We start from the raw sequence: 14,647 nt of genomic DNA on the forward strand, positions 1-14,647 counted from the left end.
TAAGGAGCGATTTTCATGGCAAAACAGTCCTACTCAAAAGACGATATCCGCCGCATCGTCAAAGAAGAAAACGTTAATTTTTTACGGTTAATGTTTACTGATCTATTCGGCACAATTAAGAACGTTGAAGTTCCAGTTTCACAACTCGACAAACTCTTGGATAACAAGTTGATGTTTGACGGTTCATCCATCGATGGGTTTGTTCGGATCGAAGAAAGTGACATGTACCTGTATCCTGACTTATCAACTTGGTTGATCATGCCTTGGAACACGGAACATGGTAAAATTGCACGGATTATCTGTGAAGTTTACACGTCTGACCGTAAGCCGTTCGAAGGGGATCCACGGAACAACTTAATTCGTGTCTTGAACGATATGCGCGAAGCAGGTTATACGTCATTTAACTGTGGGACTGAGCCTGAATTCTTCTTATTCAAGATGAATGAAAAGGGTGAACCAACGACCGAATTGAATGATAAGGGAAGTTACTTCGACTTATCACCAATGGACTTGGGTGAAAATTGCCGCCGGGACATTGCACTTGAACTTGAACGACTTGGTTTTAACGTTGAAGCCAGTCATCATGAAGTTGCACCTGGTCAACATGAAATTGACTTTAAGTACGCGGATGCTTTATCTGCAGCCGATCATATCCAAACGTTCAAATTGGTCGTTAAGACCATCGCACGGAAATACAATTTGTGGGCAACCTTTATGCCTAAGCCGTTAAACGGTGTCAATGGTTCTGGGATGCATGTGAACATGTCCTTGTTCCATGATCAAGGCAATGCCTTTTATGATGCTAATGATAAGAATGGCTTAGAATTATCATCAGACGCTTATCACTTCTTAGGTGGCTTGATGAAGCATGCCCGGTCATACACTGCTGTCACTAACCCGACAGTCAACTCATACAAACGCTTGGTTCCTGGATATGAAGCGCCCGTTTACGTGGCCTGGTCAGCATCTAACCGGTCACCAATGATTCGGATTCCAAGTGCACGGGGCTTGTCAACGCGCCTTGAATTACGGAGTGTGGACGCTTCAACTAACCCATATTTGGCCTTTGCAGCGGTTCTTGAAGCTGGCTTGGACGGAATCAAGAACGGTATTGAACCACCAAAGAGTGTTGATCGTAATATCTATGTTATGGATGAAGATGAACGGGCTGCAGCTGGTATCGCTGACTTACCGTCAACGTTACACAATGCGCTGAAAGAGTTCCAGACAGATCCGACGATGAAGAAGGCGTTAGGGCCACATATTTATCAGAGTTTCTTGGAAGCTAAACGGCTTGAATGGGCTTCATACCGTCAACAAGTTAGTGAATGGGAACGTGATCAGTACATGGAATTGTACTAAACCATTAATTGAGATAAAAATACGACGGTTAGGGCACCTTAAATGGCGAACTAGCCGTTTTTGTTATAAAATTGGTAAATTAGTGGTGTTAACCTTTATTAATGCACTAATTTTCGGTAACATTAGGAACAGCAATGCAATTCAGCAAGTTTTCAATTATTATTGATTGCAAGGAGATTATTATGGAAAAACAAAATCAGCCTGATCTTGAAAAACAAGATCAACCTACGCGCGCGCTTACGAAGCGACTTCAACAAAAGTTAGACTATGTAACTACGGTGCGCCAAGCAATTACGGCTGGTGACGACCGGTTGATCTACGAATTGATCGATGGTGACCACTATCACCAAGCCTTACTTAACGAGGAACCGGATCCAACCCGTAACGCCCAAGTGGATTTAATTACGGATGTCTATCCGGCAATCAGTCACTACTTGAGTACCAAGTTAATTGATTATTTGGCTCATGAGTACCCATTCTTTTATTATGAAGAAACCCAACTCGGCGAATTTCAGATTTACTTTGGTAACTGGTGGGATCGGCGCCGGTTTGGTAAATTGAACGTTTTGAAAGTCGCCTTTGAATTTAGTTCGGAAGAATACAATAAATTACAAAAGACGTTTGAACTGGCTCCCGCGCACAAACGTTTCAATACAGATCGTATTCAGCAGATCTCAGCTGGTAGCGATCAGCTACAGAAACTGATTGACGCGCAATCAGACCGTGATGCGCAAAAAGAAGAATTGCGGCAGCAACTAAAGGAAAATGGGCAACGTAACTCACTATTTGATTCTGGTCGGATCAAAGAAGAACGGCAGCAAATTATTGACCAGTTAACTAAGTTGGCCGATGAAGACGAACAAGCTAATAATGCCCATGCAACCATGAAGGATAACGAAGCTAAGATTTTAACGCTTTCTAAGGAAGATACGATTTTAGCTTATGAGAAACAAGCGATTGAAAACGCCTTTAAGAGTTTTGAGAATTTTAATGAGCGTAACCGTAGTCTTTATGTTGACTACTTGACCACGCTGATTGGGAAGGCGCAGGTAGCGGCTGATGGCGAATAATACGGACAAGCAGATGGACACGGCAACACTGAGCACTCACGGTAAGCTGAGTACGTTCAATGAGGGCTTAAAAAAAGGACTCGCTAATGGTGAAAAATTTACGGCCTTGATGGACCAACTGATTGATACAACTGACGGAGAGACACTGTTAGCAGCGGCACAACAGCTAGCAGACTTTAAACTGGATACGGCTTACGTGACGTTTCCCCATCAATATCAGAATGCCGATTATTATTTGATCTTCATGAGTCGGTTATTGGGCATGCATGGTGATGAACAAGCGGTGCTGAATTCTCAACGGCATACTGAAGCGCTGTATCACGTTTACGGGGCGCTAACGGATGATTACACCTTCTTGTATCAAGTGGTGAACAACGGCAACGGTGGTGCATATTATCGTGAACAAACAACTGGCGAAAACTTGTTTTATATTCATTTAGAACGGCGCTTGTTACGGTTTAATAGTTCGGCGTTTACGAATTTATTTATTAATAAATTATTGTTGAAGGGAACTGGGGTTGACCAAATTAATACGGTTCTCGCAACGCTAATTAAATTTGGACATTGCTTACAAGATGATTTTGGCTTTAACGTCGACTTTAATATTTTGGACGTTGCTAACGCGGCTAAATATGAACTGCGGTCGGCTAATTTAGATCGGGCAATCGTTGACAAATTGTTTGTCAGTGCGGCTAAGAATGAGCACATGTTGCGTAATTCACAGCAAGGACATGGTGCCCAAATTGAACTGCGGGCTGGTTTGACAGTTGATATCTTTGATGCAGCTGAAGCTGGCGGTAGTCAACAATGGGTCCTGACTGTTCATGATCCTGATCAAGCAGTTTCGTGGTTTGACGTGTTGTTACACTTTGGGTTCATGCGTGATTGGTACTTAGAAAATATCGATTCGCTAGAAATAAAAGCGGATCCATTAGTATTTGCTTAAGTAACGGGGGTATTAGATGTTAGAACTAACAACGTTATTACAACAGTCGATTCGTTTAGACCGCGATATTACGGCCCGTCAACAGATTCATTGGCGGCCACAAGAACGGTTGCAAAATGCGATGGTCTCACTGGACGTCGAATTGGCAGAAATGGCTAATACGTCGGAATGGTTCAAAGTTTGGAAGATTCATCGTGGCAAAGCGGATCCTGATAAGACACACCGCGAAACGCTGCTGAACGAATACGTAGATGCGATGGACTTCTTATTCCTTGTCTCAGCGATTCAACAGTGGACGCATTTGATTCCAGTAACGCCTGAGCAATTGACTACGATTGCGGCTAAGCCGGCGACTGATTTGAATAAACAGTACTTGGCGATCAAGCACCTCCTCTATGATGCTTACTTTAACCATCGTCAGGAGAGCTACCAGCACGCTTGGCACGTTTTCTTGAAGATTGGGCTAGTTGATTTTGGTTTTACTCAGGACGAGATACAAACGGCGTTTACGGCCAAAAATCATGTCAATGAGCAACGACAAGCAAATAACTATTAAAAAAATAACCTAATTGCGCGATTTGATCACGTAACTAGGTTATTTTTTAAGCGGCTGTCATTAATTGCGCGTCATTATCGGCGTCTTGTGCAACTAAGTCATTAACTTGGTCGATCAATGTTTGTCGTTGATCAAGATCATCGTCGCATTCAAAGAAGGCCCCGAGTTCCTCAGCTAAAGTATCTTTGTCCGCATCCATATACCGAAAGTCATTGCTGGTGATCGTATAGTGCTGGTGATCTGGCATCCGGACGATGACACAACCAGTGGCTGACTTTCCCTTGGTGGCTTTGTCCGTAAACTCGACCGCGAGTACGTAGGGCCCGTCAGTTGAACGATCTTTGATGGCATGCGCGATATTTCCGGCAATTGCTTCAAGTTTCAATATGTTTCACCTCAAAACATATTATACGCACTATTAGGATGGGATGCGAGAATTGATTTAGTCCATCAGCTGCTCGGCCAGCCGCTTCTGTTCAGCGTAGAAAGCGTTAAAGGCATGGTGGGCGTTGATGACTAGGTGGTAATGGTGCTGTGCGACTAATAAGTTATGATGAAATTCAAAGGTGTCACGCCCTTGCTGAATAAACGTTAAGTAATCGTTCAGATAAATGTTACTGGTTAAGCCATGGCGTAAAAGCATTGTTGATTCCCCCAGACAGTATTAGATACGTTGATTGTACTACACCAAGGTTGTGGTGGATTGGACGGTGTCTTGATTGTAAATTGGTTGAATGAACACGAAGTTCAGGTTGGTGCGCAATTTATGGGGAATTAAATAATGCACTCATAATTAAAATAATGGCTGGTGATATGAGTGATGAATATAGCTAGCAACCAGCTCATCAATTTAAAGAGTAAACTAACCATTTCAAAGCTGGAAATGGTCAAAAAGTCAAAATTAATGATCAACTCGGCCATTAAGAGTGGGAGCAGGGTCCAATGATTGAGCATGTGCAGATGCTTGCGCTGACTGGTATGCTTGATGTGTTTAATCGGCAAGTCGGATGCGACAATTAGCGTGACCAAGCTGCTGATAGTTGAGTTGAGATACCATGGCAATTGGAAATAAGACTGGTTGATATAATAATTTGTCAGCAGTACAAATAGATGCCAACTGACAAAGTAGGCTTTCTGTTTCATCGGTGGGAATCTCCTTTCAGTAACTTATTCAATTATTACCTGTTTAATGATGGACATCAAATTATGTCGGGTTATTTACCAGGCGCCTAAACGAATCTGAATAGCGATTGATTGTGCGAATTTTAAATAATAAATTGACACGCTTCAGCTTCTTATCTATAATTAGTCTTGTTGTTGTCACGGTAGCTCAACTGGATAGAGCATCCGCCTTCTAAGCGGAGGGTTGTGAGTTCAAGTCTCACTCGTGACATATTTGAAATAGGCTTGACACAAAAAATCCCTGTTCACAGGGATTTTTTTGTTGTCTATAGAAAAATGCAGGTTATTATTAACGCGCAGTTATTCTCGCGTAATATCTTTAGGCATTAGTACAGTTATATGTAAACAGAAATTGAAAATGTAATATTTGTAATGAAAAAGCACTAAATTACAGTAAGCACATTTTGCTGAGATAATTGGTCATTATGGTGAAAGTCAAAAATGAAGTTAGCCTGGTGAACGAGGAAATTGTTTTCATGAATACCAATTAATGCTTGAAGAACGACACAATATAAACGCTGTAATAGCGGTAACTAAGTCCGGTCATCATTAATTTAATCTTTGCAAGGCGGGGTTGTTAAATGGCGACGGCGAAGAACCAATATCTCCTAAAATACTTAAGAAAAGATAAAGAAACTAACAAAACTGACTAAAATAGTTTATTTCGCTTGAAATGTTACTGTAACAAAACGATAATAATCATGTAACAAGGAAGGAGAATTCTTATGGGTTCAGTATTTGCAATCGTCGGTATCATCGCCATCGCTGGTGGCATTCAATATTATTCAAACTTTGTTGCCAAAGAAAATGCAAGCAGTAAGCATTTCACTGCTTCCCGTAATGACCGTTAGTCAACGGGAGTTCTTATCTTGCACATTGGCATTATACAATCAATCAATTAAAAAAGAACTGCTCATTCAAGATGAGCAGTTCTTTTTTAATTACTTGATTTTTGGTGTTTTTTCGATGGTGTCAGTCTTGCCGGCAGCCCAACGTTGGATAGCAGCAACTTCTTTTTCGCGACGAATGCGCTTTTGCTTCCCAGCAACTGGCCGACGTGATGCCCATGTGTTATATGGTTTTGCAACAACAGTCATAAGAGTATGTCCCTCCTTTGATTAGTCCAATAACGACTATATTAAACAAGAATAGTGTACATTGCAACCGAATTAACAGGAAAAGCCAGACTTTTCCCAAAAATTGCATTATTAGTATAACGGTTATTTTGGTCGGTTGTCAAGATAAAATCCTTTACAGCGTTCCTAAAGATCAATTTAGCTTTGAATTGATGCTAAGGCATGTAAGGACTAACCAGCTAGTATGATAGTGGCAGATAGGTGAGCCCCATATCAATCATGTGTCAGTCGAATGAATGGGCCAGATAGATCACTGAGAACCATCTTAGACGTAATCTAACTATTTGTCCGGCTGATTATCATCTGTTAGACGCTCTTAGCAATTAATGTTATATTAATTATGAAATGAAAGTAGGGAGCAGATATGAGTCATGAAGTTGATCCGCGTGTCGATAAAACTCGGCGGCGCTTGCGACAAGCATTAATTACACTATTACAGACAGAAACAGTCGATAACATTTCCGTGCAAAAACTGACTAGTACGGCAGCAGTTACCCGCGGAACATTTTATCTCCACTATAAAGACAAGCCAGCATTTGTTGATCAGGCCCTAGATGACTTGGTAAGTGAATTGTTTGAAACGGCCATCGTGACGGTTTCAGTGGATGATATTATAACCAATCCGGCTGACCCGTTACAGCGGGTGCATGTTTTTTCCTTATCAAAGGCACTCGGTTACATCAGTCAGCACGCGGAAGCCTTTGAGACGCTATTGTTAGATCAGCGCCAGTTAGCGGTCAATCAACGGATCAATCAGCAGATGACGACGTGGATGACGAAATTTCACCGTGATTTTCAGGATCAATTTGCTGATTTGGAAGTACCGGTCAGCATTCAAATCGCGTATTACGTTTCTGCGACAGTCGGCCTGATTACTGATTGGTTAGCTAATGATATGATCTACACGCCACATTACTTAACCAAGTGTATTAAAAAAATGCACCATTTGATGACGGTAGGGAGCATTAGTTTCACGGACTTTTTTGTGAAGTGAAATCAATCCTTGACTATTATGAAAAAATTTGATAATATTTTCCTGTTGTATTTGTGGACTTCTACAGCTACAACCGCACGGATTGAGTCTTAAGTTCAGCAATGGCACTTACATTCGGCGAGTCTAAGTGATTTATAATTTAAGGAGGTGCACAAACGTGTACGCAATTATTGTAACTGGTGGTAAACAATATAAAGTTGAAGCAGGCCAAGCAATTTACGTTGAAAAACTTGACGCTGCTGCTGGCGACAAGGTTACTTTTGATCAAGTAGTCTTTGTTGGTGGTGACACAACTAAGGTTGGAACGCCGACTGTTGATGGTGCGACGGTTGAAGGTACTGTTGAAAAGCAAGGCCGTGACCGTAAAGTGGTTACTTTCAAGTACAAGGCCAAGAAGGGCCAACATACTAAGAAGGGTCATCGCCAACCATACACTAAGGTAACGATCGACACAATTAATGCATAATTAAGAAAGTAGGCATTCTTTATGATTCAGGCAACCATTTCTCGTAATGCGACCGGTCAAGTGACCGCTTTTAAGTTGACGGGACATGCTGATTCAGGTGCTTATGGACAAGACATCGTTTGTGCAGCGGTTTCGGTGTTAGCAATTAGTACAATCAATGGGATTGAACAAGTTGCCCGCTTGCAACCCGTAGTACAAAGTGATGAAACCAATGGTGGGCTATTAATTGCAGATTTCACTAAGCTGGACTTGGCGAACACACAATTACAAACCTTACTTGAAAGTTTCACACTTGGTTTGAACGATGTGGCCACGAATTACGGAGATTACATCCGAGTTCGTGAACAAACACGATAACCACATTCGGAGGTGGACTTTACTATGTTAATGAACTTGCAATTCTTCTCTCACCATAAAGGTGGCGGTTCAACTGCCAACGGTCGGGATTCAGCTGGTCGGCGTTTAGGCGCTAAGCGGGCTGACGGCCAAACTGTTAAGAATGGTAACATTCTTTATCGTCAACGCGGAACCCATATTTACCCAGGTGTAAACGTTGGCCGTGGTGGCGACGATACATTATTTGCAATGGCTGACGGTGTCGTTCGTTTTGAACGCAAAGGTCGCGACAAGCGCCAAGTATCTGTTTACCCAGCAAAATAATTTTTGAAGAGCCTCTGCAGGGAGGCTCTTTTTTTGTGAAGCAATCTAGGGATACCTGCGACTATTATTGGTTCACGGGCCGCTTAGCCGTAAACGTAATTGATTGACGAATGGCCTTCAATAAATCATTACCTTCAGTTTTTGGAAAGTTTGGTATAATGAAGCGTGAGGTAATGATGGGAGTGACGAAATAATGAGTCGAGTTGAACGGTTACAAAATAAGTTTGATCAGTTAAAAATTGATGCGTTCTTAGTTTCAGATGGAGCTAATCTTCAATATTTAACAGGAATGGCTGATATGGCCGGCGATGGTTATCTGCTAGTACTGGCACAGGAAGCCTATCTGATTACGGATGCCCGTTATCAGACAGCTTTTGCCGGTCACTATGATGACCAGCACCTAGTCATTACACGTGATTATCTGGGGGCCGTTTGTGATATTATTGCCAAAACCGGTACTGGGGTCATGGGCTTCGAGGCCGAGATTCCATATACAGCCTACAGTTACTTAGATGAGAACTTGGTCAGTGATTTGGTTGCGTTACCAGACGTGGTCGATGAGTTGCGCATCACCAAGAGTGTTGATGAGATTGACCGGCTACGAGCGAGTGCACGTTTGGCGGATGCTGGTTTCGAATACGTAACGAGTATCGTGCGACCAGGCATGCGTGAAATCGACGTTAGCAACCTGTTAGACGCGTTTATGCGGACGCACGGTGCAAGTGGGCCGTCGTTCACGACAATCGTACTTGGTGGTGCACGAGCGGCTTTGCCGCATGGGACGGTTTCTAAAGCGCTCTTGACGGCCGGGCAACTTGTTACTCTTGATTTTGGTTACTTTTTGGACGGGTACACGTCAGATATGACACGGACGTTTGCTTTAGGTACTCCGGATGATAAGTTGGTTACGGCCTACCAGGCGGTGCAGGCCGCTCAACAGGCTGTGATCGATCAGGTCCAAGCAGGAGCAGCCACTGCTCAACTGGATGCAGTTGGCCGCGATTTGCTGACAAAAGCGGGCTATGGTGACGCCTTCAATCATGGTATGGGTCACGGCATTGGTCTTGCCATTCATGAAGGCCCGTTGATCTCAAAAAACACGACTGGCACCTTAGTTGCAAACAGTGTGATTACTGTTGAACCCGGGGTATATTTCCCAGATTTAGGCGGAATGCGGATCGAAGATGATGTCTTAGTGACTGCTGAGGGCCATGAACGACTGACGACTGCAACTCGTGATTTACTGATTTTATAGTTAAGACAGTTGCCACAGCGGCTCGGTCTTGTTATAGTTATAAAGATATATTTGAGGAGGATTTTTAAAAATGATTTCAACTGCAGATTTTAAAAATGGTTTGACGATTGAAGTAGACAACGCAATTTGGCGCATCGTGGAATTCCAGCACGTTAAGCCTGGTAAGGGTGGCGCGTTTGTTCGTTCAAAGCTTAAGAACTTACGGACAGGAGCCGTTCAAGACAAGACTTTCCGTGCCGGTGCGCGGATGGAACAAGCGCCAATTGAAAAGAGTACGATGCAATACCTTTATGCCGATGGTGACAGCTATGTCTTCATGAATACGGAAACTTATGAACAAATTGAAATTCCTGGCGACCACATTCAAGACGAATTGAAGTTCTTGAAGGAAAACATGGAAGTTCAAGTAACGCTTTATAAGGGTGAAGTGTTGGGAATCGATTTGCCAAACACGGTTACTTTGGAAGTTGCTGAAACTGAACCAGGGATTAAGGGTGATACTGCTTCCGGTGGCTCCAAGCCAGCTACGTTGGAAACTGGTGCAATTATTCAGGTACCATTCTTCGTTAAGGCCGGTGACAAGCTGATTGTTAACACCGTTGACTCCACTTACGTTTCACGGGCTTAATTTTTAGAAAAACTAATACCGGCAAACATGGAATTGGAGGAATGTCAAAATGGCTGACAGTAGCAATATTACGTTACAAAGCAAAGAACCCAGCTTAGGACAAATTCAAATTGCACCAGAAGTGCTTGAAATAATCGTTGGTATCGCGGTAAGTCAAATTGATGGCGTTAACCGGATGCAAGGGACGATTTCTTCCAGTGTAAATGAGTTGTTCGGTCGCAAGAAGAATCTTGGTAAGGGTGTCAAGTTAACAATCGTCGATGATCAGATTAGTGTTGATGTGTTCGCATACTTGGACTATGGTGTTTCGGTACCAAAAGTCGCTTTAGCGATTCAAGATAAGGTCAAGCAACAAATCTTATTTATGACCGACCTCGCCTTAAGTGAAGTCAATGTCCACATCACTGGTATCGTGACTGAGAAGACTGAAAGTGCCATTGATCCAAACAACTTGTTTGGTGATGAAGATACCCAGACCGATGAAAATGAAGATGGTGAAGAATCGTGAGTTTAACGCGTCATGAAATCCGGGAAAAAGCATTTCAAGCTTTATTCGCGTTGAATGCTAACCCAGACGCTGATGAAAATCAGTTGTTCCAACAGTTACTCAACCCTGAAGAAGCGGATGCAGTTGAAATTCCCGCATATTTAAGTACGTTAGTAACTGGTGTTCGTGAACATCAAGCTGAATTAGACGCTCAAATTCAGCCTTATTTAAGTCAGAAGTGGTCGTTGAACCGACTGGCTAAGACCGATTTGATTATCTTACGCATCGCGTTCTTTGAATTGCAATTTGTTGACGACGTTCCAGCTAAGGTCGCGGTTAATGAAGCAATTGAATTGACAAAGGCGTTCAGTGATGACCGCTCTCGGAAATTCGTTAGCGGGGTGCTTGGTAAAGTGGTTAAAAACCAAGCCAATTAGTCTAAAACCGAACAATCTTATGTTCTACCGTAAAAGTCTGGCGATTTGCCAGACTTTTTTTAATAACTTATTAGTAAACCGGTCATAAATCATTGTGGTGATATGCTAAAATAAGACCAGACAGAGAAAGAGGAGTGTGGCACTTGTGACGAAGATTATTGATGGTAAGGCAGTAGCTAAGAAAGTTAACGCGCAGACGGCAACGGCAGTAGCGGAATTGGCTGCTCAGGGAATTCAACCAGGGATTGCTGTAATTATTGTTGGGGACGATGCAGCCAGTCAAATCTATGTTCGAAATAAGAATCGTAAAGCCACTAAGTTGGGGATGCACTCCGTGGTGCGGCAGTTGCCAGCGACTACTAGTCAGGACGAACTGTTAGCCATTATTGCGGCATACAATGCGGATGACAGCATTCATGGCATCTTGGTGCAGTCGCCACTACCAGCCCAAATTAATGAACCATTGATCACGATGGCCATTGATCCTAAAAAGGACGTCGATGGTTTTCACCCGACGAACGTTGGTAAGTTGATCACCAATTTTCCAGGTAATTATCCTGTAGCAAATACGCCTCGCGGTATTATGACGATGTTGGCTGACTATGGGGTTGATCCGGCTGGTAAAACGGCGGTTGTTATTGGTCGGAGTACCATTGTTGGTAAGCCGATGGCCGCTTTGTTAACAAATGCTAACGCAACTGTAACGATTGCACATAGTAAAACAGCTGACCTAAAGGCGGTCGCCCGGACGGCGGATATCTTGGTGGTTGCAACGGGGATTGCACACCTGATCACTGGTGCTGATATCAAACCAGGCGCGACGGTCATTGATGTTGGCATGGATCGTGATGAAAATGGTAAACTAGTGGGTGACGTCGATTTTGATTCTGCTCAAGGCATCGCAGGGTTGATTACGCCCGTTCCTGGTGGTGTGGGCCCAATGACGATTGCCACCTTGATGCAGACAACGGTGGAACTTGCAAAGTGGAGTGATGTAAGTGAGTGAAAGTCAACAATATTTGACAGTGACAGCTTTAACTCAGTATTTAAAACGTAAATTCGAGGTTGATCCATATTTAGGTAAAGTGTACCTAACGGGGGAAGTTTCTAATTATCGTCCCCGGCCTAATACGCATCAATATTTCAGTTTGAAAGATGACCATGCCAAGATTTCAGCCATTATGTTCAAGTCGGCGTTTGCCAAGGTCAAATTTCAGCCTGAAGAAGGTATGAAGGTTCTGGTCGTGGGCCGGATTGGTCTGTATGAGCCCAGTGGTAGTTACCAGATTTATGTGGAACGCATGGAACCAGACGGCGTGGGTGCGTTGTATCAAGCCTACGAACAACTTAAAAAGAAATTAGCGGCTGAGGGCTTGTTTAGTGCACCCAAAAAGCCGCTTCCGCGCTTTCCAAGGCGAATTGCAGTGGTCACTAGTCGCAGTGGCGCAGTGATTCGCGATATTATCACGACTACTCGGCGCCGTTTTCCGATTGCGCAGATCGTTTTGTTTCCATCTCAAGTTCAAGGTGATGCGGCTGCGGCCGAAATTAGTCGGCAGATCGAACGTGCCAATGCGCAAGGTGATTTTGATACATTAATTATTGGGCGTGGTGGTGGTTCAATCGAAGATCTGTGGCCATTCAACGAAGAAGTGGTTGCGCGTGCAATCGCACAGAGTCAACTGCCAGTTATTTCATCCGTGGGGCATGAAACGGATACGACAATTGCTGACTTGGTCGCAGATGTGCGGGCGGCCACCCCAACTGCGGCTGCCGAATTAGCGGTACCAGTATATAACGATGTTTTATTACAATTAAAGCAAGACCAGACCCGCGTGTTCAATGCATTTCAGAATTTCGTTCAACGCGATCGACAACGACTTAATAAATTACAAACGTCGTACGTGTTTACTCAGCCGAACCGCTTGTACGAAGGGTATTTGCAGAAGTTAGACTTCTTAAATGAGCGACTTAAACAGGCTGGTCAAAATAACTTTAATCTGGCAAGCCAGCACTACCAGCGTGTTTTTCAACAATTACGACAGCAAACGCCGATTCACCAAGTTCGCCAGGCACAAACGCAACTGCTTAACTTGCAGCAACGGCTGAATCGGGGTACCCAGTTAGTCGTGCGGCAAAAACGGCAACAACTGACGCAGACCGTCCAATCGTTGGATCTACTTAGTCCGCTTAAAATCATGACGCGTGGTTACGCCTTTGTGACGGCGGATGAACAGGTGGTTCACGGGGTCAAACAATTGCAGCCAGAACAAACGGTTGCAATTCACATGGCTGATGGTGAGGCTCAGGCACAGATTACGAAGATTGATGGAGGAAAATAATGGCTGAACAACCAACTTTTGAACAGAATTTATCACAATTAGAGACGATCGTAAACCAATTAGAGCAGGGTGATGTTCCTTTAGAACAAGCCTTGGATCAATTTCAAAAGGGCGTGGCACTTAGCAAGCAGTTGCAAGCAACCCTTGAAGGTGCTGAAAAGACGCTCACTAAGATGATGAATGAAAATGGCGACGAAGTTCCATTTGAGCAAGCTGACGCCAATGAATAAGCAATTATTAACTGAATTTGAATCCAAGTGGCGTCCTCAGATTAATCAGTATTTAGATGAGCAGCTTCAAGCGTGTTCTGACCAATCAACCCTGACTGACGCCATGCGTTATTCGGTACTAGCAGGTGGCAAACGGTTACGGCCGTTATTGACGTTAGCCATTTTAGATACTTTTGATATCACAACGACGGCTGCAAACTTGCGGGCAAGTGTGGCCGTTGAGTTGATGCATACTTATTCGCTAATTCACGATGATTTACCGGCGATGGATAATGATCAGCTACGACGTGGCGAACCGACTAACCATGTTAAGTTTGGGGAAGACGTTGCCATTCTTGCAGGGGATGCTTTACAACCGTTGACTTTCGAATGGATTGCGGATAGTGGGTTACCGGCATCGATCGTCGCTAATCAAACCTTAGCATTAGCGCAGGCCACCGGACCTCGCGGGATGGTGGCTGGTCAAATTGCTGATGTCCTTGGAGCGGGACAACATCTGGCTTTGCCAGCCTTACAACAGCTGCATCGCGAGAAGACGGGGGCGTTAATTCACTACGCTGTCCAGGCAGGGTTGATTCAAGCTCAAGTGCAACCAGCCGTGCAGGAATTGCTATTACAATATGCTGATGCCTATGGATTGGCGTTTCAAATTTACGATGATATTTTAGACGTGACGAGTACGCCTGCTCAGTTAGGAAAAGCTACGCATAAGGATGCCGATGAGCATAAGAATACGTATCCAGGTTTGCTGGGGCTTGCAGGCGCACGAACAGCGTTAGAACAAGCGGTAACAGCTGCTCAAACGGCGTTAGTAAAAGCTAGTGCTGCTAGTCAACGAGGCATGGGCTTGCTTGCAGCTTTTCTAACGTATTTTACAGATTAAGGACTTAAATTTA

General features: G+C 43.7%; 21 protein-coding genes, 1 tRNA gene and 1 other annotated feature. Of the genes, 18 read left to right on the forward strand and 4 right to left on the reverse strand.

All coding sequences use genetic code 11. From position 1 onward, the window contains the following. The first annotated feature begins 15 nt into the window (after positions 1–15). From glnA to E5260_RS06810, 4 genes are all read left to right on the forward strand, one after another. Entirely contained in the window at positions 16–1,362 is a 1,347-nt protein-coding gene (glnA, locus tag E5260_RS06795) for a type I glutamate--ammonia ligase (protein ID WP_003640333.1), read from the forward strand. Positions 1,363–1,496: 134 nt separating this feature from the next. After that, positions 1,497–2,432, forward strand: a complete 936-nt coding sequence (locus E5260_RS06800; protein WP_003640334.1) for a hypothetical protein — start codon at positions 1,497–1,499, stop codon at positions 2,430–2,432. Next, entirely contained in the window at positions 2,422–3,378 is a 957-nt protein-coding gene (locus E5260_RS06805) for a hypothetical protein (protein ID WP_003640335.1), read from the forward strand. The genes E5260_RS06800 and E5260_RS06805 overlap by 11 nt, the downstream gene beginning before the upstream one ends. 16 nt (positions 3,379–3,394) lie before the next feature. Then, positions 3,395–3,934 (forward strand): dUTP diphosphatase, encoded by a 540-nt coding sequence (locus E5260_RS06810; protein ID WP_003640336.1) that lies wholly within the window; start codon positions 3,395–3,397, stop codon positions 3,932–3,934. Between the two features lie 46 nt (positions 3,935–3,980). Here E5260_RS06810 and E5260_RS06815 read toward each other — a convergent pair whose 3' ends face one another. From E5260_RS06815 to E5260_RS06825, 3 genes are all read right to left on the reverse strand, one after another. Continuing rightward, on the reverse strand, positions 3,981–4,319 hold the full coding sequence (locus E5260_RS06815; RefSeq protein WP_003640337.1) for a hypothetical protein: 339 nt from the start codon (positions 4,317–4,319) through the stop codon (positions 3,981–3,983). 57 nt (positions 4,320–4,376) lie between these two features. Further along, positions 4,377–4,577, reverse strand: a complete 201-nt coding sequence (locus E5260_RS06820; RefSeq protein WP_003640338.1) for a hypothetical protein — start codon at positions 4,575–4,577, stop codon at positions 4,377–4,379. 131 nt (positions 4,578–4,708) lie between these two features. Continuing rightward, positions 4,709–5,077: a hypothetical protein gene (locus tag E5260_RS06825; RefSeq protein WP_003640339.1), complete on the reverse strand. Its 369-nt coding sequence runs from the start codon at positions 5,075–5,077 to the stop codon at positions 4,709–4,711. Positions 5,078–5,253: 176 nt separating this feature from the next. Between E5260_RS06825 and E5260_RS06830 the strand changes: the two genes are divergently transcribed. Together E5260_RS06830 and E5260_RS15495 are read left to right on the forward strand one after the other, a co-directional pair. Continuing rightward, positions 5,254–5,327: transfer RNA gene (locus E5260_RS06830), tRNA-Arg, on the forward strand. Positions 5,328–5,841: 514 nt separating this feature from the next. Continuing rightward, the gene (locus tag E5260_RS15495) at positions 5,842–5,967 is read left to right on the forward strand and encodes a hypothetical protein (RefSeq protein ID WP_015380266.1); all 126 of its coding nucleotides are present in this window, start codon (positions 5,842–5,844) and stop codon (positions 5,965–5,967) included. A gap of 90 nt (positions 5,968–6,057) precedes the next feature. Here the strand turns inward: E5260_RS15495 and E5260_RS06835 are convergent, their stop codons facing one another. Next, positions 6,058–6,213, reverse strand: coding sequence for a hypothetical protein (locus tag E5260_RS06835; protein WP_003640341.1), 156 nt, complete (start codon positions 6,211–6,213; stop codon positions 6,058–6,060). A gap of 403 nt (positions 6,214–6,616) precedes the next feature. Here E5260_RS06835 and E5260_RS06840 point away from each other — a divergent pair, with 403 nt between their 5' ends. The 12 genes from E5260_RS06840 to E5260_RS06895 all read left to right on the forward strand — a co-directional run bounded on the left by E5260_RS06840 (position 6,617) and on the right by E5260_RS06895 (position 14,634). Beyond that, on the forward strand, positions 6,617–7,246 hold the full coding sequence (locus tag E5260_RS06840) for a TetR/AcrR family transcriptional regulator (protein WP_003640342.1): 630 nt from the start codon (positions 6,617–6,619) through the stop codon (positions 7,244–7,246). Positions 7,247–7,307: 61 nt separating this feature from the next. Next, positions 7,308–7,381: a sequence feature (ribosomal protein L21 leader region), on the forward strand. A gap of 22 nt (positions 7,382–7,403) precedes the next feature. Further along, complete coding sequence (rplU, locus tag E5260_RS06845) at positions 7,404–7,712, forward strand: 50S ribosomal protein L21 (RefSeq protein WP_003640343.1); 309 nt, start codon at positions 7,404–7,406, stop codon at positions 7,710–7,712. 21 nt (positions 7,713–7,733) lie between these two features. Beyond that, positions 7,734–8,069, forward strand: coding sequence for a ribosomal-processing cysteine protease Prp (locus tag E5260_RS06850; RefSeq protein WP_003640344.1), 336 nt, complete (start codon positions 7,734–7,736; stop codon positions 8,067–8,069). Between the two features lie 24 nt (positions 8,070–8,093). Then, positions 8,094–8,372: a 50S ribosomal protein L27 gene (gene rpmA, locus E5260_RS06855; RefSeq protein WP_003638594.1), complete on the forward strand. Its 279-nt coding sequence runs from the start codon at positions 8,094–8,096 to the stop codon at positions 8,370–8,372. 193 nt (positions 8,373–8,565) lie between these two features. Further along, entirely contained in the window at positions 8,566–9,627 is a 1,062-nt protein-coding gene (locus E5260_RS06860) for a M24 family metallopeptidase (RefSeq protein ID WP_003640345.1), read from the forward strand. A 70-nt stretch (positions 9,628–9,697) separates the two neighbouring features. Further along, positions 9,698–10,255: an elongation factor P gene (gene efp, locus E5260_RS06865; RefSeq protein WP_003640346.1), complete on the forward strand. Its 558-nt coding sequence runs from the start codon at positions 9,698–9,700 to the stop codon at positions 10,253–10,255. A 49-nt stretch (positions 10,256–10,304) separates the two neighbouring features. Then, positions 10,305–10,763, forward strand: coding sequence for an Asp23/Gls24 family envelope stress response protein (locus E5260_RS06870; RefSeq protein ID WP_003640347.1), 459 nt, complete (start codon positions 10,305–10,307; stop codon positions 10,761–10,763). Next, on the forward strand, positions 10,760–11,179 hold the full coding sequence (gene nusB / locus E5260_RS06875) for a transcription antitermination factor NusB (protein ID WP_003640348.1): 420 nt from the start codon (positions 10,760–10,762) through the stop codon (positions 11,177–11,179). Before E5260_RS06870 ends, nusB begins: the two co-directional genes overlap by 4 nt. Before the next feature lie 145 nt (positions 11,180–11,324). Next, on the forward strand, positions 11,325–12,185 hold the full coding sequence (locus tag E5260_RS06880; RefSeq protein WP_003645162.1) for a bifunctional 5,10-methylenetetrahydrofolate dehydrogenase/5,10-methenyltetrahydrofolate cyclohydrolase: 861 nt from the start codon (positions 11,325–11,327) through the stop codon (positions 12,183–12,185). Continuing rightward, positions 12,178–13,521, forward strand: coding sequence for an exodeoxyribonuclease VII large subunit (gene xseA, locus E5260_RS06885; protein ID WP_003640350.1), 1,344 nt, complete (start codon positions 12,178–12,180; stop codon positions 13,519–13,521). Before E5260_RS06880 ends, xseA begins: the two co-directional genes overlap by 8 nt. Further along, positions 13,521–13,751 carry an exodeoxyribonuclease VII small subunit gene (locus E5260_RS06890; protein ID WP_003640351.1) on the forward strand — a complete coding sequence of 77 codons (231 nt, stop codon included), beginning with the start codon at positions 13,521–13,523 and terminating at the stop codon, positions 13,749–13,751. The genes xseA and E5260_RS06890 overlap by 1 nt, the downstream gene beginning before the upstream one ends. Then, positions 13,744–14,634: a polyprenyl synthetase family protein gene (locus tag E5260_RS06895; RefSeq protein ID WP_003644314.1), complete on the forward strand. Its 891-nt coding sequence runs from the start codon at positions 13,744–13,746 to the stop codon at positions 14,632–14,634. Before E5260_RS06890 ends, E5260_RS06895 begins: the two co-directional genes overlap by 8 nt. Positions 14,635–14,647: the final 13 nt, after the last annotated feature.

Source organism: Lactiplantibacillus plantarum (assembly GCF_014131735.1).
In the GTDB taxonomy this organism is placed as follows: Bacteria; Bacillota; Bacilli; order Lactobacillales; family Lactobacillaceae; genus Lactiplantibacillus; species Lactiplantibacillus plantarum.